Raw genomic sequence first — 25,228 nt, 5'->3', positions numbered from 1 at the left:
GTGAAACTTCTGTAAAGTCGCAAATCTATAAAAAACAACAATCAATTATATTCATTTTACTTTTTATCAATAGCAATAATTATCACCTTTGAATTTATAAACAAATGGAAAATAATATGGAAGAGACAATTGCCATTGCTAAATACCCTATTGGTCTGGATCCGGAAGGGCTTTTTGCCATGCCTAAACTTAATTATGCATTTATACGCATAAATAATATTTGTAATGCACGTTGCGAATTTTGCGATGTGTGGCAAACCGCTCAGATTGATGCACACAAACAAATAGACATGATTAGACTTTGGCAAGAGTTAGAAGCTCTCTCACCACAAGAAGTGAATATTCATGGAGGAGAAGCTTTTTTATCAAAAGACTTTCTGGCTATTCTGGATTGTAATAAAAACACACCTATTTCCATTACAACCAATGGAACGGCTTTATCAAAAAAGATTTTCAATCGTGTACAAAACAAGAGTCACCTTGTCAGAAAATTTTATATCTCCATTGATCATGTAGAACCCGAAAAAAATGGCGAATCACGAGGCATTCGTTGGTTAACAAACAATCTTTATGATGCCATGAAATATATTAAGCAGGAAATACCAGGTTCTGTTATTGTTGTCAATCATGTTGTGACTTCATTAAATTACGACACTATCGATAAGTTCCTGCTTAAAATGGCCGAACTGAGCGTTGATGGTGTTAACCTTATCCCAATTAAAGATTATCCCCTGCTATTTTTAAATATGGCTCAAATTAAAGTATTTATGCAGAAAATAAATACCTTACTGGAAAGCAAACAGATTTCACGCCATTTATTTATGGATGCCAATTATGAAATTTTCGGCCGCAATGAAGAGGATTATTGCCGCGCTGAAATGGGACATTATAACGCTTCCGGCAAAAAAGCATGTGCTATTCCATTGACAACACTATTCATTGATGCCGTAACAGGAAATGTCTACCCTTGCGATACCACGATGTATCGGCCAAATCCTGAGCAATATATTATGGGGAATGTCTTGGAAAACTCACTACACGATATTTGGCATGGTGATAGATTCTCACTATTTCGTAAAAAAATGTATCCCGTAATCACTTGTAACTGCATTAAAGGCTGTGATCCTGCTAATAGGTTAAGGTAAGACGATGTCTCTAGAAATACACATCAACAATCAGGCTGGTTTTCATCGCGGGAAGCCAACTATCTTCTGTATGCCAGATATCAAAGATAGTGAACGTTTTGTTCAACTCTGTTATCAACATAATTTAAATCTTATTCTGTTGATCAAGAAAAAATGGCTGGACTCAACGGATTGTTCTTTGGCATTGGCCTATTTAATCGTTGATGAGCCGTTGGCTAACCACGCTTGTGAAAAAATAATAGATGCACTAAAACAAGCCAAAGAGACACTATCAATTACCACTGCTCCAATTCACATCGATTACTTTATCGCTTTTTCCGAGCTTCATGTTGAATTGATGGCAATCATCGCAGCCCATATTAACCAAGATACCCACATCATTAATGTAGCCCGATCATTTAGAGATAAATGGATAATGCGGAAGACTGCCAATGAACGTGGGCTATGTTGTCCCAAATTCACACTGGCTTCAGAAATGTTAACCTCACCTGAACATTTTGAGGTCTTTACTGAGTCCGTTGAAAATTCTGCCACACACAAAGGCAACCAGGTTGGTTTTATTGTAAAGCCACGCTCATTTTGGGGATCAATGGGAGTGGCCGAATATCCAGACCGCACTTCCTTGTTTTATGCCTTACAGCAACTTGATGCACCTGAAGAGTATCTGGTGGAAGAAAAAATCCAGGGTAAGTTACTGCATGTTGATACAGCAGTATTTCAGCATAAGATTATCTATCAAGGCATCGGCGTTTACGCCTGTTCATTACTCGCTTCCGATCACCCCAAACCCAGCCATTTTATGTGGCATACCATGCTGCCAGACTCGCCTGATAGCTACAGGCTGTTTGAATTTAATCGGCGGGTATTGCAGGCATTCGATCTCGAATACGGTTTTACTCATACTGAAATTTTCATTGAAGAAAATACCGACAATCTCATACTTTGCGAAACCGCATCACGTCCACCAGGACTCAGATTATTCGACCTTCATGCGCAAGCCTATAGTAAGCATGCCTTTGATGTCTTTATCAACGCATTAATTTCCCCAGCTTCGGGTGGCAAAGAACTTTCTTCCTCCATAGAGAACGCTGATCTCAATTGCATTGGGATGATCATTTTTAATCCGCCGATTGGAGAAGTAAAGTCCATAACACCGATAAAAGAAATTATAGATGAGCATGTGATTGAATGGCAGCAATATGCCGAAACGGGCAGTTATTTTTCCAATACCCATTACACGGAAAAAATGGGATATATTATTTGCTCTGCCAAAAATGAACATGAAACTTTGAAATATTTAAACAATTACAATAATAAATTCCATTATACAACCATAAAAAAAGATTAAGACGATGATAAGATATCTGTTCCTGATTTCTTTATTGATTAATGGTGTTGGCTCAAGTATTCTTGCCGTCGGATATCCCTATATATTATTATCTGAGAACACACCCACGACATATTATTATGCCAATATGGGTATCATATTTTTATTCACATCCATTGGTGCTTTGTTATGGGGTTATAAAATTGATTACTCAACAGATATTTGGAGATTCCGTATTGTTATATTGTTGATTGAAATCTTTAGCACATTGTCATTATTAATATTATTACTGAGCAAAATCACATTTTCTCCCATTGTGTTGCTTTTATTTATTTCATTATTAGAATTTCTTTTTGCCTATGAAATTCCATGGTCACGTGTTGCCTGGCATGAACTTAATGACTGGACAGCGCAACAAGGTGGTAAGACGTTGAATGTCTCTCTCTATATTGTTATTGCTACATCGCTTATTTCAGCCCTTGGCCCTGGATTTGGTGCTTTACTGGGTATTACTCAAGGAATAGATACGATTGTAACTATCAAATTATTCTCTCTGTTGCCTTATTTTTATGTCTGTTATCTTATGATAAAAATGCAGATAAAACGTACAACAGGGCAAAAATCCCAGTTATCCGTTGGGTTACGTTCTGTATTTCAACAGCATTATTATAAGACATTTGCCATTGCTATTGTTTTCGCAATTTTTGCCAATGCGTTTTTGATGGTGGCACTCCCTGTTGTTGTTATGGAAAGTTTGGCGAATGAAAGTTATGGATTGGTCACCCTGTTCTATTTGCTCAGTGCTTTGATACCTGTTTTCTGTACAACATTACTCAGTAAAACCCGCGTTGATAATCGTATCCAACGTTATCCCATTTCAATATTTATTGGCCTGTTTATATTTGGCATTCTGTTCTTTCAGCTACACATTTTTTATGCGAAATCCCTTTTCTATTTGCTCTATAACATCGCAATAATTTATTTCAATGTCTTAATTACCAAGACCATTTATCAAAAGGGATTGGAAATGCAACAAGGTCGTCTGTTTTCTTTATTTCAGATCACAATGAATTTTTCATTCCCAATAGCTGCCATCACCGTATCCATTGCTCCTGGCTCTACACACTCTTTTTTACCGGTGGCCGGTTTCTCCATACTGTCACTGATTGCAATAGCTGTTTATTTAATCATTCAAATGAATAAAATACCTGCTCCGGTTCACCATTGGCACAGGTAATATTAATAAAAATATTGATTATTAGGATTATACTATGTCATATCTTAGACCTTATCTCGGTAATACCAAGATTGCTGATAATATACAATACCGCTTGCAAACCGTTCTTGATAATAAAGCGGTGTTTAGATATGCCACAGAGAGCCAATATTGCCGTCAGGCAGAAAGGCTGTTACAAAATATTTTGCATACCCAATATGCCATCCTACTGACAAATGGCACTGTCGCGCTCAAAGCGGCTTTACTTGGACTTAGGCCCAAAATCGGGCAATGGGTGCTCATTCCTTCCATTTCATTTATCGCTACTGCCAATGCCGCGCTCAGTTGCGGATTAATCCCGATTCTCGTCGATGTCGATGACAATGGCATGATGTGTCCAGAGGCATTAAACAAGACGTTAAATCAAATGGATACCAAACCTCTGGCAGTCATTGCCGTTCATTTGGAAGGTACTGCTGCTTCAATTGCTGAAATCGCCCAAATTTGCCAACAACATAATGTGTACCTGATTGAAGACTGCGCACAAGCAATGGGAGTGAAATATCAACACCAGCCTGTAGGTACATTTGGCGAATATGGCTGTTTCAGTTTTCAGGCCAATAAATTAATCAGTAGTGGTGAAGGGGGTTTACTGGTTGCCAAAAATAATGCTCTGTTCATCAATGCCTGCATGATGACTGACCACGGTGCTGAACGTACAGCAGAAGGTTATCCAGATTGGAGCAATAGTATTGGTTTTGGTGACAATAATAAATTCAATGAAATACAAGCGGCATTATTGATTAACCAACTGGAAGATATTGAACAGTTTCGTGCCTTATTAACCGAACGTTATCAAGCGATCCTGCAACATTTGCCCATAGATTGGATCACCCCACGTCCGGAGGGTACGATACCCGTTTCTGTCTGGTTAAAACGCGGCAAATTACCCAAAGGTCGCTTCAATTCAACGCTGCTATATGATTGGCAAGCCTGGGATCTGGCTAACCATCCGATTATAAAAAATCAGCTTTCTCCCTACTCTGACCATTTTCCTTGGGTTCTACAAGCAAGTCCGCCCCCTGTATCAGCATTAGAGAAACATAAAACAATTGTGAGTGACCGTATTTGCCTGCCTGTGCCTATTGATAATGCGACTTACGAAAATGTTTTACAGTGGGCCAGGGAAGGAAATTTATCATGATATTAGGCAATAACTTTTTTACTCAGCTCAACGGGGATCATCAGCCTGTCCAATATGTGTTAGGAGGTTCTTGTATCTGTTACGCAAAAGGTGTACCAGCCCGACTTTCACTACAAGATTTGATCGATTCTGTGTTGCCAGCAATTATCGCTTCACAGCACAATGCCCCTGTTTATCTCTATTTTCAATCCTACGAAGCAATCATGATGGCCGACTTGTTGCATTTTGATCCTCAACAAGCTAACCACAACACAATGAGGGAATGGTTAGAAGCCGGCATTGTTTATACTTTGGCGCAGCTTAACATTCCTTTACCTCCAATTTATTGGGTAGATACCTCCGAAGATAAGATCCGCCAGCATATTGATCAATGGATCCCCCACATCAAGACGGTGTTGCCAACTTCAATGCTATATGGTCTTTACGCCAAAAAACCGGATGCCACTTATCCACAGGGGACAGATGAAGAACAGATGATGTTGGATGTGTATTACCGCAACATTACTCTTTATACCCCCGAATTTCTCAGCACAGCGCTAGAGATTTCTCCAGAGCAAACGTTATTTGTGGAAAATACCACGCAACAAAAAGCAATCCAGATTTACTATCATGCCACTGGCCAGAATTGCAATGTATTGCTCTACCCTCCACCACCAAATACGCAAGGAAAGGAAATGTGTTTGGGTAATAGCAATCATAAGATCGAGTTACGCCTCACCGAAAAACAGATTATGCACCGTGCCGCTAAAATTGGTCATGACGAGTATTATCAAACCGTCTTTAATCAGCATTCTATTGTAGATATCATGCGAGGCTGGCAATTAAAGGTATTAGGCAATGAAGCATAAAACTGTTGTTGTCATTAGAGGAACACCGGCAAGTGGTAAATCCACAACGTGCAACCGCCTGAAAGATGTCATGCTGGCGCAGGGGTTCACCGTCTCCTATTTACCCTGGGATACTTTTCATCATTTTGTTGAACCAAGAACGTGCCTTACGCCAAAAATTATCATGGAAGATACCTTGCGGTTGCTAAAGGTTGCTGAGGATTGCCTTGATACGGGTAGTGATTTGGTCATTTTGGATGGCGTATTCATTTATCCTGAAGAAATTGACGCTATTCATTCCCTATTGACGCGAAAAGGTGTTCGGATTCTGCATTATCGGCTCGTTGCGCAGGAACCAACGCTGATTACCCGTAATCAGGCGCGAGCGATAGAAGATCGTTTGCCAGCTTCCCGTATCAGAGAAGTCGCCCAAGATAGTTTGTGGGATTACAATGTACCTCATGAAACTTTGCTTGATAGCACAAAATATTCTCCAGACAGTATTGTGGCACTAATCAGCCAGGCAATTATGCAACAATCTGCACCAATAGCCCTTTTTAACAATCCAACCACTTCTCATTTATGGCGTTTAGGTACAGCATTGCGTTATCCTGAATTCAGGCGTTTTGAGCATGTTGATCTGGTTTGGCAAGAAAGCCAGCAGCAGTGGCAAAGCAATACTTTCTTCGATTTCACTTTTACGGCCCAAGAAGAAAAAGAATTACTCTCTTTTTTAAAGCGGCAACCGGTCTTATTTAAATATCTGAACGCACAATCCCGCGCCTATTTCTGCCTACATGATTTAGCGCAACAGCAGGGTTTGCAATGTCATGAAGAGAGCAAATGGTCAGCCCCGATTGTCAACATACCGCCTAAAACAATAGTCGCTGACTTTTTGATCCAGCACTCAACACGATTAAAACGCAGTCTTAAGAAAGCTCGCAGCCACCATACCGTCACACGTTACAGTGCTTCGAGTCAAATTGAGCAATTATGGCAAGATGCGTTATATGTGGATGCAAGAGGCTGGAAACCCCTTCAACAGAGTGATATGCGCAGCCTGAATCGTGAAGATCTCCAATATCTCCCTGGTCTGTTAGCCAAAAGTAACCAATATCATCTGGCAGTCACCTATGACGATAATGGTACTCCTGGTGCCTGGTCACTGATGATAAATAACGGTGCAGGTCAATGGTATGCCGCTAAATGGGGTTGTAGCTATCAGGGGAGAGAAAAATTGATGGGAATCAATTGCCTGATGAGTCATCTGGAAACGATCTATTGCCCCTATTCTGGCCTTCAACTTGATTTATGGGGCAGAGAGAATGAATTCTATAACCAGTTAGCCAATGAATACATTGAGCGTCTTCATCTCAGGATCACACCATGATATCTCATCGCAATCTGCTTTCTTTGCAAGGGGGCTCTTCCTTGGACACTATAGTGAACTATGGCTGTTCAGTACGAGGCTTTTTTCGCGCAGATCTACAAGCCGTGGCGAATCAGGGCTATTGCCTGATGCCAGAGTGGATATGTCAAAGCATGGTTGACTCTGTTTACGCTGCCAATTGGCAACCACTCTTCTACCCTGTTTTACCACCAGAGCAAGCCAGCATGATTTTGCAAGCAGATATCCAGGCTATGATGGCAATGTTAAGCTCTCTGCCACAACCCTGTGCCATACTTCTTGCCCATCCTTTGGGATATATCGATCCAGGATGTATAGAATTTTTGCGAGAAATTCAAAGCAGCCCCAATATTCATGTATTTCTGGATCTTTCTCAGGGTTATGGAAGGAAAGATTGTTTACAGGAACTCCTGCATGTTCATGCCGCTTATTATTCTTTCAACGGCAATAAACTTATCCATACCGGTGGAGCATTACGCCTTCGCTTAACAAACAGAAAGTACATATCCTCTTCTGTCAGAGATATTTTTACTACTTTTTATATCACTGCCGAGAAAAAATTCGCGGCATTGAGAGAATATCTGCAATCTCACTTTATTGAAGATGACATTCACAATGTCTCACTGTATGCGTCTTACCAATCAAGTCCCTATCGTACTGCATTAAATTGGGAGAAGTGTTCTCCCTCCCTGCAAACATTACTTAAACATCAGGGACTAGTTCAGCCGTTACTTGCCAAACCTCGACAAAAAAAAGCGCATTCCAGCTTAAATTATCATCAATGGTGTGAGAAAGTTATGTTGATGTTTAATTCACCAAGAGTTGAATGGAGTCAATAAAATGTTAGAACTCAAACAAGTTACCCCTCAATCTCCCTTGTGGAACTCATTTCTTCATCTTTATGGAGAATATTTTCAACGTCATTGGCCAGAAGTCTTTGGCGATCAGTCAGAAGAGGCTATTGCACGGGAAAATCATACTATCCTTGAACAACGCATCCTGCAAGGTGACAGGGGACTGTTTTTGTTGCTAACTGCCGGACAATTAGCGGGATTAGCGAATGTGTATCTTGAACGGGAAGAAAAAGTAACCCTGAATATTGCTGAATTTTATATCAGGGATGAATACCAGCGTCAGAAGCTGGGTTATGGATTATGGCATGCTATGTTGCAATGGGGACGTCGCCACGGTGCCACATATGTTCATTTGGAGACAGATGTGGGAAAAAATGCCAACTTCTTTTGGCAATCTCATGAGCTTTCAAGCCACCAAGTAGATGGACGCATACACTACAATGGCCCCATCCCCCCCTTAAAGATACTATGGATCAGACATGGGAAAATTATCCCGCTTGACCAGTTAGATTACTGCCCTGAAGATGATGTGATTGCCCTTGATGCCTCTTCAATCAAACAAGCTGGAGAAATTGGTAGACGAATATTAGGGAAACTTCCGTGGCAAAATATTTATACCTCATCTCAACGCCGGGCACTTGAAACTGCCAAAGCACTCAGCTCGGCATATCAGTCTTGTTCAATACAAGTAACTGATGCACTTTGTGAATTCTTTCCAGAAGAGCTTATTGGCATGAAACTGGCAGATATTCCGCATCGCTATGGTGAAGATTATGCTTATCGGTTACTGCATACTCCCCTTGATTCCCCTTTCAAAGATTCAGAACAGGTAACAAACGCGGCTGATAGGATCCATCGTTTTATGATGCAAATTGGCGATGAGCTTTCAATGTCTTCTATGCGGATTATTATTTCCCATCAAAATTTGCACAATATTTTCTTAGCTCATTTAATGACAGATGATCTCAATCTTTCTGGACGATTGCATCTTAATAACCTCCATGGCAGTACGTTTTTATATTGTCCTTATACTAAACAATTTGATATAGAAAATGTAAATATACCAATCTAACTTCAAGATGCGTGTGATTTCTCCCCGCGAAGCGGGGAGAAATCAGGTTTCATGTTGTAAATTACGACTTGAAGTTTAATGCATATATTCCTTTATGAGAGAGCAATATGTTAAAAAATATTCCATATATTATTTTTGACGCAGAGCCATTCTGTTTTGGCCCAATATCCACCACGTTAAATGTGGTGGAGAAATTAAAGCGCCGAAATAAATTAACACCGGATACTAAATTTATTTTATTAGGTACACTGACTTCTTCTCAATTAGGTCAAAAATCCGGCTTATTTGATGAAATTTATGAATGTGATACCACTTCGGCGACAGAACTTTCACGCTATTCTGAGCTTATTTCTGGTGCCAGTTTGTATATCATTAATACTAACCTTAACTCGATTGATTTCGTTTCAACGTTTAATACACCAATTATCTATATTGATACGCTATTTTGGATGTGGAATAATCTTCATGTTGATCTGCACAAAACTGAAAAGACATTTATTCAAGACTTTCATGGAATAGAACGCAATATTGAAAGATTCCATGATAAGCTTGGTAATTATCAAGTTATCCCCCCTATTCTTCACAATTCTCTGCAACGATGCATGATGGATGACCATCCTCCAGAAGGTATATTAATTACTCTTGGTGGCATTGATACAGTCTACGCCGATACAACCGATTTTTATTATCATTTCCTCAACGAGTTGTTGTCTATTCCCCAACTACAAAATGAAAACAACATTACTATTGCAGGTGGAGGCAAAACTATCGTAAATCTGGCAGAAATATTTGCCAAAACACATCCTCATATTCATATTGGCTGTTTCTCAAGGCATGATTTTCTGCAAAAATTACACCGTGCCCGTAAGGTATTAGCCAATCCGGGCCTGACAACATTTTATGAATGTGTCACTCTTCATAAAGACGTTTTTTTCTTACCACCGCAAAACTATAGTCAACAATTACAATTAGATGTATATCTCCAAAATTATTATAGTCATGAATACGGTTTCTTATGGCAACCGGAATATGGTTATCCTGATATACCCCCATATCTGCCAGAGAAAGAGGGGTTAGCATTAATTAAAAAATGCAATGAATTATTTATTAATAATCCTATAGAAAGAAAACGTGCCATCAATAAGATAAGTCAATTTCTTAAAAAAGAAGAAAACAACACTATTTCTTGTCATACTATTTCTCCAAACAACTCAGATGATATCATCGCTGATTACATTGAAAATAGAATATCCAATCAAAAATTGTAATAGAGAACCATGCTTTAGGTATAACACAATAATGAAAACATCATTTATCCCAATAATAATTTTTATGTTTGCATAAAGAAATAAATTATTATCATTTATTCATACTATATTAAAGCTTATTTCCATAAGAGGCGTACCTATGTCCATAATATTTTCTGATATTAAAGTATTTGTTGGTGGCCCTATCCAACACGCATTGAAATTCAGGGTACTAGACAATAACTTACAAGTTCACATTAAATCTGCTATTCACCATCTGGAGTCACTTGGTGCAGACGTTTTTTCAGCCCATCGTACAGAACAATTTGGCGGAACAACACACTTATTTACGCCAGAGGAAGTTTCCCAGCGGGACCGCCAATGGATGGAACAATGTGACATTTTTGTTGCCATTTTACCCGTTTGCCCCCAACAGAAACAGTTAATGAGAACAGATGGTACCCATATTGAATTGGGTTGGGCTTCCGCCTTAAGACGTCCAATCATCTTAGTCACCGAAAAACCCTTTGATAATTCGGCCAGCCATCTATTAAAAGGTTTGTCTGCTATTGCTCAAGTTCATCATATTTCCCTGAATGATTTTGTATATGATCCGGCTATATTAAGCCATACGATTCAATCTATTCTGGAAAAGGAAATTACCCCAAAATCTTCAGCCGTCGCATGAAACCAAGATATATACCAATCTCACTTCAAAATGCGTGTGATAGCTCCCCGCGAAGCGGGGAGATATCGGGCTTCATAGCGTGTTGTAAATTGCAACTTGAAGTTTGAGGGGCTAACGCCCCTATCCACTCATTATGGATGATTATCTGAATTATAGTGAAGCAGCTCGCTGTGCCAGCTAATTAATTCATCACGTAATTTTTCTGGTAATACCGCAACATGGCAGCCTTCTATTGCACCTGCTAATGCAAGCAACAAACTGATATTTGTTTTTTTTCGGTTCTGCTGGAGTTTAAGGTAAGTCGCTTTTGCCCCTAATATTCTTAATTCTTCGACTTTAGAAATACCTACTTTCCATAACTGCCTCTCTAAAACGATCCCTAAATTAGGGAGATCTTTAAGTCTAAGCGGTATTTTTTGTCTATTAATCATTTCTTTCATTGTGTATTGGTAGGCTAAATTTACATATTCAAATAATTTTGTTTGATCCTGCCAAATTGATTCATTAACACGGTAATACCGCAATGTTACAGGTATTCCTCTTTTTGAATAAATAAATTTTTCCATTCCCTTGGCTTTAAATAATATCTCAGCGTGACTATTTCCTCGTAAATAAAGCTCTCCATCAGAACTGATGGCAAATAAAACATCATCAATTAATAACCCAATACCGCCAAATTGAGATTTCTTCTTAAGTTTTCCCAGTGAAGATACACCATGTTGCAATTGAACAAAACGAGCTCCAGATAAAAACATTTTTATCACTCCATGAATCACATTCCAAAGTAATGTTTAATCATGCCTTCTATTAATAAAATAGATAACCAGAACAATTAATTAAAACCATACGCAATCTATTTTCAACTGCCAATCGTTAAGCCCGAAAAATCCTAATTTCTGTAAATTTTTGCGAAGCGCTTTGAAAAAAAGAGGCTTGCTTTTAATCAAATAGCGTTATACTGTATAAATATACAGTTTATTGTGGCGAGGAACATTATGAACACCCGATCAGCATGGAGATCTCTCACTGAGAAAAAAACAGCAGCAGCCAGCACAACAGTGAACGAACATAAAACAGACAAAAAAATGGTTGGGATGACCATGAAAAGCGTGTCTTTTGCACAACCACATCAATACACCTCACACACGATAAAGGGCATAGTCAGTGAACTGGTTTACAATGAACACCAGCCAGTCATTAATCACATTCTTCTTCCTTTATTGCACCAGTCAGGAAAGGAAAATCGTTGGTTACTTTGGCTAAATCCTAATAAGAAGTTAAGCCGCCAATGGTTAATAGATACCGGACTTCCCTTAAATAAAGTTGTCCAGCTAAACCAAATCCGTCCTGTTGCTTCAATTAGTGCCATGGAAAAAGCGTTGGCAAGCGGCAATTATAGTATTGTATTAGGTTGGTTACCGGAATTATCAGAATATCAATTAAATACGCTACAAATAGCCGCACAAAGGGGTATTACTCTCGGTTTTATTATGCGACCACAAAAATTATCACATCCGTTTATGGCACAAGCGAATAAGCTACAAATTTACTCATACTATTATCATTGACTTAAATTAGGATTAATCTCAATATTTTTTACGAAAAATAAGCTACTCATTGACAATGATTATTGTTTGTAATGAAAATCAATATATTAATACGGTAAGCATTGTAAATATTCGTCAAAAAAACTTATGTTTTGTCAGTCGTTAATTAAATTTTTTGTGTCATGAGTCACAGTGTACTTGTAACTTTTTAACTTCGTTGTAGACTTTACACAGTTTAGGGCATTGTGCTTACCGCTCTTATATTTCAGAACACATCTTCTGATTAAAGCATGGTAACCTAACAGAACATTTTAACCAGTGGCTAACAATAAGGCTTTTAAAGCCAATTGCCTATTTGGATGATAACGAGGCGTAAAATGAAAAAGACAGCTATCGCAGTGGCAGTAGCAGCTTTCGCAACTGTTGCTCAAGCAGCTCCAAAGGACAACACTTGGTATACCGGCGCTAAGCTGGGTTGGTCTCAATACCATGACGTAAATTTCTACGGTAATGGTTATGATAACCGAATTGGCAATGGTTCTCCCCATAAAAACCAGTTAGGTGCGGGTGCTTATGTCGGCTATCAAGCAACCCCATACTTGGGCTTTGAATTAGGTTACGATTGGTTAGGGCGCATCGCTTATAAAGGTAGCACTGATAATGGTGCTTTCCGTGCCCAGGGCATTCAACTGACGACTAAACTGAGCTACCCAGTGCTGGACAATCTGGATATTTATACCCGCCTTGGTGGTATGTTATGGCGTGCAGATTCCTCAGCGACCTACAATTCCAATGCATTAGCTGGAACCGGTCCAAAAGATCAACGTAGACTGAAAAACGATGACAAAGGTGTTTCTCCTCTGGCCGCGATTGGTGTCGAATACGCATTGACCAAAAATCTGGCAACCCGTCTGGACTATCAGTGGGTTAACAACATCGGTGATGCTACTACCGTTGGTGCCCGCCCAGATAACGGCCTGCTGAGTGTGGGTGTTTCCTACCGTTTCGGACAAGATGAAGCTGCGCCAGTCGTTACCCCAGCCGCACCTCCAGTTGTGCCAGCACCAGCGCCTGTCGTTGAAAGCAAGAGCTTTACCCTGCGCTCTGATGTTCTGTTCAATTTCAACAAATCAACACTGAAAGCAGAAGGTCAGCACGAACTGGACAACCTTTATAACCACCTGGCTAAAATCGATCCAACCCAGGGCAAGGTTCTGGTAGTCGGTCACACTGACCGTATCGGCAGCCAAAATTACAACCTGCCACTGTCTCAGAAACGTGCTCAGTCTGTGGTAAATTATCTGGTTGCTAAAGGTATCCCGGCAGATAGTATCCAGGCAGAAGGCCGCGGTAAAGAAAACCCTGTCACTGGCTCTACCTGTGACAAAATTAAAGTTCGTTCTAAACTTATCGACTGCCTGGCTCCAGATCGTCGCGTAGTCATCAACATTCAGGGCACTACTGAAGTTGTGACTCAGCCAAAAGCGGCTCAATAATGCTATTCTAATCAAGTTATTAAAAAACCCCATTTTTAATGGGGTTTTTTATCGGTAGACTTATTTCCCTAATATTGCTTCCAGATCTTGCTTTAAACTCGACATTTGGTGAGTATACTTTTCCCGATATTCAGCATCTTCCAATAGCTGTATGATTGTTTCTGACAGGGTATTGCCACGACGTCGGGATAGTGCTGAAAGCCGCTGCCAAACACGAAAATCCAGATCAATAGATTTCTTACGCGAGTGTTGGTGTTCAGCATTAAAATGACGTTTACGCCGTGCCCGAATCGTTTGTTTCATTCGGTTGGACAAATCCGGATTCATATGCAGAGCAATCCATTTCAGTACCTTGACTGGCTCACGTTCTAAATTCATCAATTCATTGATCGCATCTTGCGCAGCACTTTTTTCAATGTATTTAGTAATCGGCTCACCTTCACGGTGTTTTTTTGCTAAATAAGCCCATTTCCAGCCACATTCCAGATTTTCCAATTGTTGATATTTCATTTCATCTCTCAGTGACAGCGTAACTTAGATCAAGCATAGCAACTATTTCTTTAAATTGCCTATACCAATCTAACTTCAAGATGCGTGTGATTTCTTCCCGCGAAGCGGGAAAAAATCGGGTTTCATAGCGTGTTGTAAATTGCAACTTGAAGTTTAATGTGTATATAACAACAGAGAATATTGACATAGTTTACAAGCAATGAAAGCACTGGCTCAAATGTCGTTTATTACAAAATTCTGGCATGTTGGTTCATTGTCTAATCTTGTATAATAAACGTTTCCCTTTTCACTATATGATGTAGCTATCACTTTGACGAATATAAAACTAGACTGGCAGGCATTACAGCCAAACAATGCGCCTTATCAGGCACTCTTTAATTCTATCGCTGAATTGATCCCCATCACAGTGGATGTGGTTCAACCCAGGTTGCATAGTGGGTTATCCCTTTTCTGTCAAGCCTCCCTGCGTCAACCTTTTATGCTGCTGAAAGCAGAAGAGAGTGATGTTTATCTGTCTCTTTTATCCAATACTGTTTCTTCTTTGCTGCCGGAAAGCCGTGCCAATATCGGTGGTTATTACCAGATAGAGCATCAAACCATCACTTGGCACGCTTCCGGGGAAGGGATTTTTGCACCAACTGAACGCGTGGCTTACCGCGAATGGATTGAACCAGAGCAATTATTTGGCAATGTCTATACACACCAAGGAATACTTCAACTGCAACCAGGCCTTATCCATCAAGTCAATGGTGGTATTTTGATTTTGCCTCTGCGCACCCTGCTTTCTCAGCCATTGATGTGGGTTCGTCTCAAGCAGATGATTATTCAGCGCCGTTTTGACTGGCTGTCACATGATGAAAATCGTTCCCTGCCATTGCCGATACCGTCCATGGAATTGGATCTGCGTCTGATTTTAGTTGGTGACAGGCTCAGTCTTGAAGAGTTACAGGCCATTGAACCTGAACTCGCAAGCAGCGCATTGTATGGCGAATTTGAACTGGATATGCCCTTCCATGCAGAAGATGACCTGACAAGATGGTGCCAGTACGTTAATGGCATCATTCAGCAACAAAACTTGCCGCCATTAAGTAGCGATGCCTGGCCTGAGTTGATTAAACTTGCTACCCGTTACACAGAAGATCAATTCCGGTTACCTCTGGATCTTCAATGGATACAGCAAAAATTGGCAGCCGCAGCCAATTATCAGCAGGAAAAGCAGATCTCCAAACATTCTCTGCAACAAGCGGAAGATAATCGCATCTGGCGTCATAGTTATTTGGCTGAACGCAGCATAGATGAAATGCTAAAAGGCCAGATCTTGATTCACACGCAAGGTTCAGTTATCGGCCAAATCAATGGGTTATCCGTACTCGAGTATCCTGGCCATCCTGATCCAATAGGTGAACCTTCCCGTATCAGTTGTGTTGCCCATTTAGGGGATGGAGAATTTACCGATGTAGAACGCAAGGTTGAATTAGGCGGCAATATTCATGCAAAGGGTATGATGATCATGCAGGCTTATTTAATTTCTGAATTGAAATTAGAGCAACCACAACCGTTCTCCGCTTCGATTGTATTTGAACAATCCTATGGTGAAGTAGACGGAGACAGTGCTTCACTCGCCGAATTATGTGCTCTCATCAGCGCGTTGTCACAACAACCTATCGATCAACAAATTGCCGTTACTGGTGCTGTCGATCAATTTGGTTATGTCCAACCTATTGGTGGCGTCAATGAAAAAATTGAGGGTTTCTTCCGTATATGTCACTACCGAGGGCTAACCGGTCATCAGGGTGTCATTATTCCAACCGCAAATGTTCAACATTTGTGCTTAAATCAAGATGTTATTGATGCGGTAAAGAATGAGCAATTTCATATTTGGGCAGTCGAGCATGTTTCTGAAACGATATCATTGTTGACGGGTATTCCGTATTATGATCCACAAAAAGAACACTTGTTAGCTATAATACGTGAACGCATTACACAAGCTAATATTCAAGAACGACCTCGGCTTCCTTGGTTTCTCCGCTGGCTAGATTGACTCCATTGTTATCTGATCGGAGTTGTTGGGCGTACAAGTGTACGCTATTCTCTAGCCCTACATGATTATAAGGCTATCTGAGAATATGTTTAAAAAACAAGAGTCCTACACGAAAGAAGAACTTCAAGCCTCTGGGCAAGGTAAATTGTTTGGTGAAAATGGGCCACCGCTGCCTTCTGGTAATATGCTGATGATGGATCGTGTCACAAAAATGACAGAGACCGGCGGTATTTACGATAAGGGGTATATCGAGGCTGAACTCGATATCAACCCTGAGTTGTGGTTTTTCGATTGTCATTTTGTTAATGATCCTGTCATGCCCGGCTGTCTTGGCCTGGATGCCATGTGGCAGCTTGTCGGTTTCTTCCTGGGCTGGATCGGTGGAGAAGGCAAAGGCCGTGCACTTGGTGTTGGGGAAGTCAAATTTACGGGCCAGGTATTACCAACAGCCAAAAAAGTGACCTATCGCATTAATCTTAAGCGGGTCATTAATCGCAAATTAATTATGGGCCTGGCTGACGGTGAAGTTCTGGTAGATGGCAAACTGATTTATACGGCGACTGATTTGAAAGTCGGCTTGTTTAAGGATACTAGTGCCTTTTAATCAACGGTTATTATAGTTTCACCTCCGCAGTAGCGGAGGTGTTTTGTTCTTTTGCTTAACTCACACACGATCTTCTTGCGCTTGACGCCATCCCCCTAACCAATACGAACGGGCATCCAATGAATGATAAGGACAATGTTCCCGTGGCCGTCCCAAAATGCCCGCATGATAGCCTCTGGAAAGTGCTCTTGCTAAACGGTCTCTTTTCTGTCTTTTCATGCCTTACTTCCTCACTTGTTACTATGAAGATAAAACAATGATCGTTTTTATCCGGTTTTCTCCAAATAGCGTTTCAAAATGATAGGAGTATTATGAAAACCTATTTAGTGATTTCCCCTCATAAATGTATATCACACAAAGCTATGCATATTCGGTTAATGTTGCAAAGAGAGTTGCCTGGCTATGGATTTGACTAACTGGCTATAACCCTTAGCTAATGTAAGCACTAATTCAGCATAGCCATCTTTTTCCTGTTTCAACTTAAGGCTGAATGGCCGCCTAATTACTCGGTCTGGGTTAGATAATAGCCAATAGCCTTCAATTAATACCTGACCATCATAGCGCCCGTGAAAAGCAGTTATTGTGATATCCAGAGCATCTGCGTCTTTTTCTAATTCCTGCTGAGAAACCAAACGATGTGGAAATGCGGCACTCAGTTCTGAAATTAATATTTGTTGTAACTGTTGCTGCAACGGGCTGGCCCATAAATGGTTCGATGCATTGATATAGCTCACCTCTCCTGTCTGATATACAATGCCTGGAGCAGCAAGGTAGTCAGAAAGGCTAACTTTTTTTATCCATAACTGCCGTTCATGTTTGGCTCCCAATTTGCCTTCCTGCGATACCTGGTTAGCCAGAACCGGTAACTGATAATATGTTTTTAGTGGCTGGCTACCGCTGCATCCCGCAATAAGCCCACTTCCAACAATAATCACACTGGCGGAAATAAAAAATGCCAATTTTGAAATCAATTTTTTCATCAGTTAGGCGCCTTTTTGGGTTCAGGATCTTTTATCGCTTCGGCTTCAAATACCAATGCATTACTCTTGTTATTGAGCGTCTTCAAAACAGGTTGCAATTCACGTAATACCAGTTCCAACTGTTGCATATTATCCATCAGCTTACTATAAGCGGGTGAGCCTGGCTGAAGCTCCTGCATACTGCGGTTCAACTCATGCAATGTATTTTGTATATCTTTAGGGAGTCCCTGTGCTTCCTTACTCGCAAGAATACGATTTAATTCATCCATTGTTTTCTGCGCTGTTTTGATTGCTTTTTGACTTTCTTTAAGCGTCTGTGTTGCCTGAACAAGCGTCGGTTCAATCGGCATATTGTTGATCTTATCCAGCACCGCCATGACTTTTTGTTGAATTTGCGCCAAACCACTACTTACTGTAGGCAAGGTCTTATAACCCGCGATTTCATAGGGGCCTTTCCAGGGTTCCTCATTAGTGAAAAAGTCCAGATCAATAAACAACGCACCTGTGAGTAAATTGCCCGGTTTCAAGGTCGCTCTCAATCCCCTGCCGATAGTGTCCTTCAATTCTTTATCTGTGTTGAATCCATTACCTAACTCTTTCACAAATCGACCAGGCTCGATATGGATTAATACAGGAATACGGAAGTCATTGTCGATGCGCTGCTTAATATCTTCACTATAAAAAGGCACTCTTGCTACCGTTCCTACCCGGATACCACGGAATTCGACAGGCGCTCCTGGTTGTAAACCACGCACAGAATCAGAGAAAAACAACAAAAAGTCTGTATGTTCTGTATACAGTGCGTTTTGGATACTTTTCTCGCTATCGTAGAGTTTAAAGATCTCCTTTTCCTTTACTGGATCGCCCAGCTCCCAACCTTTGGGTACATCAAAACTAACACCGCCCCCAAACAAGGTTGATAATGAAGCCATTTCAACCCGTATACCTTGTGATGACATATCAAATGTGACGCCGCTGTCTTTCCAGAATCTGACATTTGTAGTCAGTAAAGCGTCATAAGGTGATTTAACGAAAATTTGGTAACGAACCAATCGGGATGTCGGATCAAAAGTACCGGCCTCAACTGATCCCACTCGGTATCCCCTAAATAGCACGGGATCTCCGGGAGTTAATCGCCCGGCGGCTTCACTGGTCAGAATCAGACGAATACCTTTTGCATCAGGGGAAGCCAGCGGTGGGGCATCAAGCAATGAAAAGCGGTTTTCTTCTTCGCCTTGTGTGCCGGGCTGTAGTTCGATGAAAACACCAGACAGCAATGTACTCAGACCAGAAACGCCTTCACGCCCAATCTGGGGTTTCACAACCCAGAAAGCTGTATCTGTGCGTAGCAAGCGACTCATCCCATCGTTTAGGCGGGCTTTAATGATAACTTGCCCCAAGTTTTCGCTCAAAGAGACACTTTCGACAACACCAACGTCAACACTGCGGCTTTTAATTTTAGTTTTACCGGCCTCAATACCTTCAGCATTGGAAGTAATCAATGTGACTTCTGGCCCCTGATGACTGAAATGATAAAACAGTATCCAAGCCCCAATCAGCACAGTGATAATTGGTACGATCCATACAGGTGACCAATTCTTCAGTTTACGAATTCTGGCCTGAGTCAGATCTTCTTCTTTATCCGTCACCTTACAACTCCTCATTCTTATGTCGCTCAAATTTACGATTGGCTTTGTCCCAAGTTAAACGCGGATCGAACATGATTGATGCAAACATCGTCAAAATAACAACCAGAGCAAACAGAACTGCCCCCAGAGCAGGATAAATACTCATCAGTTGTCCCATGCAAACCAACGCGGACAGGACGGCAATAACGAAGACATCAATCATTGACCAACGCCCAACAAACTCCACCATTTCATAAATAAAATGCATCTTTTCGGAATCATGGCTCGTTTGACTTTTTGCATCCCAGCATAACCAACCAATAGCTAACATTTTCAATAACGGTATCATGATACTGGCAATAAAAATAACCATTGCAACCGGATATGAGCCAGCGCCCCAAAGCAAAATAATCCCTTCCAGAATGGTGGAATTAATTTGCTGTCCCAGTGCCTGGGTCACCATGATAGGTAAAACATTCGCTGGAATATAAAGTATGACTGATGTTATCAGTAGTGCCATTGTGCACTGAAGACTATTGCGGCGGCGGGCGTCCCCCTTGGTATGGCATCGGGGGCACCGAAATTGTTGGGCGGGCAAGATAGCGGTACAACTCTGGCAAAGCCGGACACCTTGCACCAGGCCAGGTTTTCCGGCCTGCAAGGTATGGCAAACTTTAGGTGCCGGCGCAATTTCATTCCAAAACCAATGCCGGTCAAGACACTGAAATGCTCTGACCTGAAACAGACAAAACAGACAGTAAGGAAAAAAACTCAGGCCAATGCTGATTTCACCATGTGCCATAAGCTTAACAAAGCTGACCAACACGCCCGCAAGGAAGATTTCTGCCATGCACCATGTTTTCATTTTAAACAAAATGTGCGCCAACTCTATTTTTAAGCGACGCGCCATTTTGACGTTCTGACATAAGATGATGATGGCAACCATGCAAAATGTCGGCACAAGCTGAACGAAGATCAAAAAAATCGCAGCCATGCTGGAATAGTCTTCGTTGAACATGACGCTGGGGATCTGAGTCAACTTTATCTCACTCACCATCCCCGCCACACTCATGCTAACAAAAGGAAACAGGCAAGCGAGAAAAAGCATAATTAATGCGCTTAATGCATAGCCTGTTGGTTGATTACGCGGCTCTCTCCACCTTGCTGTCAATAACGTATTACACCGTGGACAAACCGCCTTTTTTCCTTGTTCCAAATCAGGCACAGCCACCAGCATGTCACACTGGGGACAAAGAACCAGCTTGTCATGCTGGTGGTTATTGGAACACAAAGTGTTTCTCCTTTAGCAAAACCCACAAGTTTCTTTTATGCGGCAGCTATTATCCATTTTTCATCATTTCCAATTCCTGCCAGCGATCAAACGCTTTTTCCAATTCTTGTTCTTTATTTGCCAGTTCATTTAGAACATGCTGCGTAATTTCATGTGATTGATTGAAGAATTCCGGGTCACTGACCTGAGATTGCAATGTATTGATCTCTTCTTCTAATTTCTCTAACAATAATGGTAGTTGTTCCAATTCACGCAGTAAATGGTAACTTATCTTATTGTTTGTTCGTTTAGGTGATTGTTTCGGCTTCACTGCCTTGTTTTCAACACTCACCTTTTTCTCTGAAGCTTGACGCAAGGAAACGGTTTGTGCCTGTTGCTGCTGGGCATCGTAATATCCTCCCGTATAATGGTTGATTTCACCATTGCCTTCAAAAATCCAGCATTCAGTGACTGAATTATCAACAAATTGACGGTCATGGCTGACCAAAATCACCGTTCCGGTATAGCTATCAACGAGTTCTTCAAGTAACTCCAAGGTTTCAACATCAAGGTCATTGGTCGGTTCATCAAGAATAAGCAAGTTGCTTGGTTTCAAGAATAGACGAGCTAGCAACAGGCGATTGCGCTCACCACCAGACAACGCGCGTACAGGGGTCATCGCCCGTTTGGGATGGAAAAGGAAATCCTGCAAATAACCCAATACATGACGGGAACGTCCATTGACCATCACTTCCTGCTTACCTTCAGCGAGGTTATCCATAACCGTCTTATCAGGATCCAGTGCGGCACGGTGCTGATCAAAGTAAGCCACTTCAAGTTTTGTACCACAATGAATGCGACCACTGTCTGCTGACAGATCGCCCAGCATTAATTTTAATAATGTTGTCTTACCACAGCCATTTGGCCCCACTAATGCAATTTTGTCGCCACGTTGAACTTGAGCCGAAAAATTTTTGACCAATGTTTTATCACCAATCTGGTAATTCACATTTTCCATTTCAAATACAATCTTACCGGAACGAGTCGCTTCTTCGACCTGCATTTTCGCTGTTCCCATAACATTGCGGCGTTCAGCACGTTCCATACGTAATGCTTTCAATGCCCTTACCCGACCTTCATTACGAGTACGCCGTGCTTTAATTCCCTGGCGGATCCAAACTTCTTCCTGCGCCAGTTTTTTGTCAAATTCGGCATTCTGCAGCTCTTCAACCCGCAGTGCTTCTTCTTTTCCCTCAAGATACTTATCGTAATTGCCCGGCCATGAGGTCAGCTTTCCGCGATCCAGATCAACAATACGTGTCGCCATGTTGCGAATGAATGAACGGTCATGAGAAATGAACACAAGACTGCCGTTGAAGTCTTTCAGGAAATTCTCCAACCATTCGATAGTATCAATATCAAGATGGTTAGTTGGTTCATCAAGAAACAACACTTTTGGAGAACAAACCAGCGCCCTGCCCAGTGCTGCCTTACGCAGCCAACCACCAGACAATGAAGAGAGTTTCGCTTCTGCTGGCAAGGAGAGTTGTTTTAATACATCACTAATCCGGCTATCCAATGACCATAAGCCACGGATATCCAGCACTTCCTGTAGCTCTGCCAAATGGTTGAGATTTTTCTCGCTAGGATCGGTTTCTACCAAACGCGAAACATGGTGGAACGCTTTGATATATTCAGCCTGCTCTTTTACCCCTTCCGCAACAAAATCAAACACCGTACCTTCTACGTCACGGGGAGGATCTTGCTGTAAGCGCGCAACAATCAGATCTTGTTCATAAATAACCAAGCCATCATCCAGTGGTTGTTCTTTTGCCAATACACGCAACAATGTGGATTTTCCCGCACCATTGCGCCCAACCAAACAGACTCTTTCGTTTTCTTCGATATGCAGTTCAGCATTATCCAACAGCGGTGCATCACTGAATGATAAGCAAGCACCGGATAAACTAATCAATGACATAATGTTATTTTTCCTCGCCAGCGTGATGCAGCAACCAGCAGTTATGGATCTGACGGTTACGGGCAAAATCCTGAGATAACGTTTTTTCTGTTATTTCGTTTGCAACCAGACCTAACTTATTTAATTCAGCAAAATCCATTTTAAAACCCCGTTTATTGTTGGAGAACATTAAGGTTCCACCCGGACGTAACAGACGTTTTAATTGTTTCATTAATTCGATGTGATCACGCTGAACGTCAAAAGTATTTTCCATTCGCTTGGAGTTAGAAAATGTTGGCGGATCAATAAAGATAACATCGAATTGTTCACGGGTCTGCGCTAACCATCCCAGACAATCGGCCTGAATCAAACGATGCTGACGTCCCGTTAAGCCATTCGCCTGTAAATTTTTCTCTGCCCATTCAAGATAAGTGCGGGACATATCTACCGTGGTTGTCGAACGCGCCCCCCCCAATCCTGCATGAACTGTCGCTGAACCGGTATAGGCAAATAAGTTAAGAAAATCCTTGCCTCGGCTCATTTCACCCAATTTTTTGCGGGCAATACGGTGATCAAGGAATAATCCTGTATCCAGATAATCGGTCAGGTTAACCCAGAATTTTGCACCATATTCGTTAACCAAAAGGAATTCTTGCTTCTCAGCCATTTTTTCATACTGGCTTTTGCCTTTCTGACGTTGGCGAGTTTTCAAAATCAGTTGGTTGGATGATAAGTTGAGCACATTCATTGTTGCACTGATCACATCAAACAGGCGCTGACGGGCTTTATTGGCATCCACAGATTTCGGCGGGGCATATTCTTGCACAACGATTTTATCGGCATAGCGATCAACAGCAACATTGTATTCAGGTAAATCTGCATCATATAAACGGTAACAATCAATACCTTGCTGCTTGGCCCATTTGCTGATTTTTTTCTCATTTTTACGCAAACGGTTAGCATAATCCTCCGCGATACCTGTATCCAATGACTGCGGTTTATCCGCTAGCTGTTCACTTTTCTGGATGACATAATTCTTTTGGATACAATCCAGAGGACCATTTTTAGCTTTAAATTCACGCTCTGCGCGTAATTGTAAACAACCCAACAATTCCGGCGAAGCACTGAACAGTGATAAACGCCAGCCAGGGAAGCGAGCTTTCATCACGCGACCAAATACACTATGCAACGCGATCAGTGCAGGTTCACTTTCAAGACGCTCTCCATAAGGCGGGTTGCTTAATACCGTTCCCTCTGGTCCTTCCAGCAAGGGATTTTCCAGTTTGCTGGCATCTCCTTGTTGGAACTGGATCAATTGGGATACCCCTGCCCTACGTGCATTTGAACGTGCCATATCCATGACTCGGCGATCAATATCCGTTCCAAAAAAACGGGAAGTCGTTTCCTGTAACCCCTTACGGAAACGGACCTGTGCCTCTGTAGTGACTTCACGCCAGATTGTTTCATTGAATTGTAACCATGATGTGAAGCCCCAATGCTGGCGATACAAGCCAGGAGCGCAATCTGCTGCCATCATGGCCGCTTCGATTAGCAACGTTCCTGAGCCACACATGGGATCAACCATTGGTGTTCCTGCCTGCCAGCCAGAACGTAAAATAATCGCTGCGGCAAGGTTTTCTTTCAGTGGTGCCTGTCCAGCCAGATCACGGTAACCACGGATATGCAGGCTATCTCCACTCAAATCGAGTGATACGATGGCCTTCTCTTTATTTAGGAAAACATGGATACGGACATCTGGCTGTTGTTTCGCAACATCAGGACGTTGTTTGATTTTGCGCATAAAACTATCGACAATAGCGTCTTTCACTTTCAATGCGCCATATTGTGTATTTCTGATCTCCTCATTCGTGCCGCTGAAATGAACAGAGAACGTACTATCAACTGAGAAAATCTCGCTCCAGTCAATGGACTGGACACCAAGATACAGATCCAAATCACTATAAACGTTAAATTCGTTAAGCGGCATCAGGATACGGGATGCCAGTCTGCTCCACAGCAAACTTTTATACATCACCCGATCATCGCCTTGAAAATGAACCCCACCTTGGGCAATCTTGCAAGATTGCGCTCCCAGGATTTCCAGTTCGTTCTTTAATAGTTCTTCCAGTCCACGTGCTGTGCTGGCAAAGAGAGAGTTCATCTTATTAATCATCACAAAAGTTCACCACCAAAAAAATTGTGGC

General features: G+C 41.5%; 22 protein-coding genes. 14 read left to right on the top strand and 8 right to left on the bottom strand.

The features are described 5' to 3' along the window. Positions 1-116 precede the first annotated feature (116 nt). The 10 genes from WDV75_RS08235 (at position 117) to WDV75_RS08190 (ending at position 10,988) form a co-directional block, all read left to right on the top strand. Positions 117-1,145 (top strand): radical SAM protein, encoded by a 1,029-nt coding sequence (locus WDV75_RS08235; protein WP_273557325.1) that lies wholly within the window; start codon positions 117-119, stop codon positions 1,143-1,145. A gap of 4 nt (positions 1,146-1,149) precedes the next feature. After that, positions 1,150-2,493: an ATP-grasp domain-containing protein gene (locus tag WDV75_RS08230; protein WP_273557324.1), complete on the top strand. Its 1,344-nt coding sequence runs from the start codon at positions 1,150-1,152 to the stop codon at positions 2,491-2,493. A gap of 4 nt (positions 2,494-2,497) precedes the next feature. Next, complete coding sequence (locus WDV75_RS08225) at positions 2,498-3,709, top strand: hypothetical protein (RefSeq protein WP_273557323.1); 1,212 nt, start codon at positions 2,498-2,500, stop codon at positions 3,707-3,709. 34 nt (positions 3,710-3,743) lie between these two features. Continuing rightward, positions 3,744-4,892 (top strand): DegT/DnrJ/EryC1/StrS family aminotransferase, encoded by a 1,149-nt coding sequence (locus tag WDV75_RS08220; protein WP_273557322.1) that lies wholly within the window; start codon positions 3,744-3,746, stop codon positions 4,890-4,892. Next, on the top strand, positions 4,889-5,740 hold the full coding sequence (locus WDV75_RS08215; RefSeq protein ID WP_273557321.1) for a hypothetical protein: 852 nt from the start codon (positions 4,889-4,891) through the stop codon (positions 5,738-5,740). Before WDV75_RS08220 ends, WDV75_RS08215 begins: the two co-directional genes overlap by 4 nt. After that, entirely contained in the window at positions 5,730-7,109 is a 1,380-nt protein-coding gene (locus WDV75_RS08210; protein WP_273557320.1) for an AAA family ATPase, read from the top strand. The genes WDV75_RS08215 and WDV75_RS08210 overlap by 11 nt, the downstream gene beginning before the upstream one ends. Continuing rightward, positions 7,106-7,966 (top strand): hypothetical protein, encoded by an 861-nt coding sequence (locus tag WDV75_RS08205; RefSeq protein ID WP_273557319.1) that lies wholly within the window; start codon positions 7,106-7,108, stop codon positions 7,964-7,966. The genes WDV75_RS08210 and WDV75_RS08205 overlap by 4 nt, the downstream gene beginning before the upstream one ends. Before the next feature lies 1 nt (position 7,967). Then, the gene (locus WDV75_RS08200) at positions 7,968-9,053 is read left to right on the top strand and encodes a GNAT family N-acetyltransferase (RefSeq protein ID WP_273557318.1); all 1,086 of its coding nucleotides are present in this window, start codon (positions 7,968-7,970) and stop codon (positions 9,051-9,053) included. Between the two features lie 107 nt (positions 9,054-9,160). Beyond that, complete coding sequence (locus WDV75_RS08195) at positions 9,161-10,321, top strand: hypothetical protein (protein WP_273557317.1); 1,161 nt, start codon at positions 9,161-9,163, stop codon at positions 10,319-10,321. A gap of 139 nt (positions 10,322-10,460) precedes the next feature. After that, complete coding sequence (locus WDV75_RS08190) at positions 10,461-10,988, top strand: nucleoside 2-deoxyribosyltransferase (protein WP_273557316.1); 528 nt, start codon at positions 10,461-10,463, stop codon at positions 10,986-10,988. 131 nt (positions 10,989-11,119) lie between these two features. Here the strand turns inward: WDV75_RS08190 and WDV75_RS08185 are convergent, their stop codons facing one another. After that, positions 11,120-11,743 carry a TfoX/Sxy family DNA transformation protein gene (locus WDV75_RS08185; RefSeq protein WP_273557315.1) on the bottom strand — a complete coding sequence of 208 codons (624 nt, stop codon included), beginning with the start codon at positions 11,741-11,743 and terminating at the stop codon, positions 11,120-11,122. 240 nt (positions 11,744-11,983) lie between these two features. On the opposite strand from WDV75_RS08185, the gene sulA reads away from it, so the two are divergent. Next, complete coding sequence (gene sulA, locus WDV75_RS08180; protein WP_273557314.1) at positions 11,984-12,556, top strand: SOS-induced cell division inhibitor SulA; 573 nt, start codon at positions 11,984-11,986, stop codon at positions 12,554-12,556. A 356-nt stretch (positions 12,557-12,912) separates the two neighbouring features. Continuing rightward, complete coding sequence (gene ompA / locus WDV75_RS08175) at positions 12,913-14,031, top strand: porin OmpA (RefSeq protein ID WP_273557313.1); 1,119 nt, start codon at positions 12,913-12,915, stop codon at positions 14,029-14,031. A 60-nt stretch (positions 14,032-14,091) separates the two neighbouring features. Here the strand turns inward: ompA and matP are convergent, their stop codons facing one another. Continuing rightward, the gene (gene matP, locus WDV75_RS08170; RefSeq protein ID WP_189759270.1) at positions 14,092-14,541 is read right to left on the bottom strand and encodes a macrodomain Ter protein MatP; all 450 of its coding nucleotides are present in this window, start codon (positions 14,539-14,541) and stop codon (positions 14,092-14,094) included. Positions 14,542-14,851: 310 nt separating this feature from the next. On the opposite strand from matP, the gene WDV75_RS08165 reads away from it, so the two are divergent. Then, positions 14,852-16,582, top strand: coding sequence for a Lon protease family protein (locus WDV75_RS08165; protein WP_273557312.1), 1,731 nt, complete (start codon positions 14,852-14,854; stop codon positions 16,580-16,582). Positions 16,583-16,667: 85 nt separating this feature from the next. Beyond that, entirely contained in the window at positions 16,668-17,186 is a 519-nt protein-coding gene (gene fabA, locus WDV75_RS08160) for a bifunctional 3-hydroxydecanoyl-ACP dehydratase/trans-2-decenoyl-ACP isomerase (protein ID WP_193851357.1), read from the top strand. Positions 17,187-17,246: 60 nt separating this feature from the next. Here fabA and rmf read toward each other — a convergent pair whose 3' ends face one another. From rmf to rlmKL, 6 genes are all read right to left on the bottom strand, one after another. After that, a complete protein-coding gene (gene rmf, locus WDV75_RS08155; RefSeq protein ID WP_074018263.1) occupies positions 17,247-17,405 on the bottom strand; it encodes a ribosome modulation factor in 159 nt (52 codons plus the stop codon). A gap of 155 nt (positions 17,406-17,560) precedes the next feature. Next, positions 17,561-18,166 carry a membrane integrity-associated transporter subunit PqiC gene (gene pqiC, locus WDV75_RS08150; protein WP_273557311.1) on the bottom strand — a complete coding sequence of 202 codons (606 nt, stop codon included), beginning with the start codon at positions 18,164-18,166 and terminating at the stop codon, positions 17,561-17,563. Then, complete coding sequence (gene pqiB, locus WDV75_RS08145) at positions 18,166-19,815, bottom strand: intermembrane transport protein PqiB (RefSeq protein ID WP_420497477.1); 1,650 nt, start codon at positions 19,813-19,815, stop codon at positions 18,166-18,168. Before pqiB ends, pqiC begins: the two co-directional genes overlap by 1 nt. Position 19,816: 1 nt before the next feature. Then, a complete protein-coding gene (gene pqiA, locus WDV75_RS08140; RefSeq protein ID WP_338861201.1) occupies positions 19,817-21,031 on the bottom strand; it encodes a membrane integrity-associated transporter subunit PqiA in 1,215 nt (404 codons plus the stop codon). 103 nt (positions 21,032-21,134) lie between these two features. Continuing rightward, a complete protein-coding gene (locus WDV75_RS08135; RefSeq protein ID WP_273557308.1) occupies positions 21,135-23,045 on the bottom strand; it encodes an ABC transporter ATP-binding protein in 1,911 nt (636 codons plus the stop codon). A 4-nt stretch (positions 23,046-23,049) separates the two neighbouring features. Further along, the gene (rlmKL, locus tag WDV75_RS08130; protein WP_273557405.1) at positions 23,050-25,185 is read right to left on the bottom strand and encodes a bifunctional 23S rRNA (guanine(2069)-N(7))-methyltransferase RlmK/23S rRNA (guanine(2445)-N(2))-methyltransferase RlmL; all 2,136 of its coding nucleotides are present in this window, start codon (positions 25,183-25,185) and stop codon (positions 23,050-23,052) included. Positions 25,186-25,228 lie beyond the last annotated feature (43 nt).

The organism is Xenorhabdus griffiniae (assembly GCF_037265215.1).
In the GTDB taxonomy this organism is placed as follows: Bacteria; Pseudomonadota; Gammaproteobacteria; order Enterobacterales; family Enterobacteriaceae; genus Xenorhabdus; species Xenorhabdus griffiniae.
The sequence above is the reverse complement of the archived record's forward strand: the minus strand, read 5'-3'. Positions and strand labels throughout refer to the sequence as shown.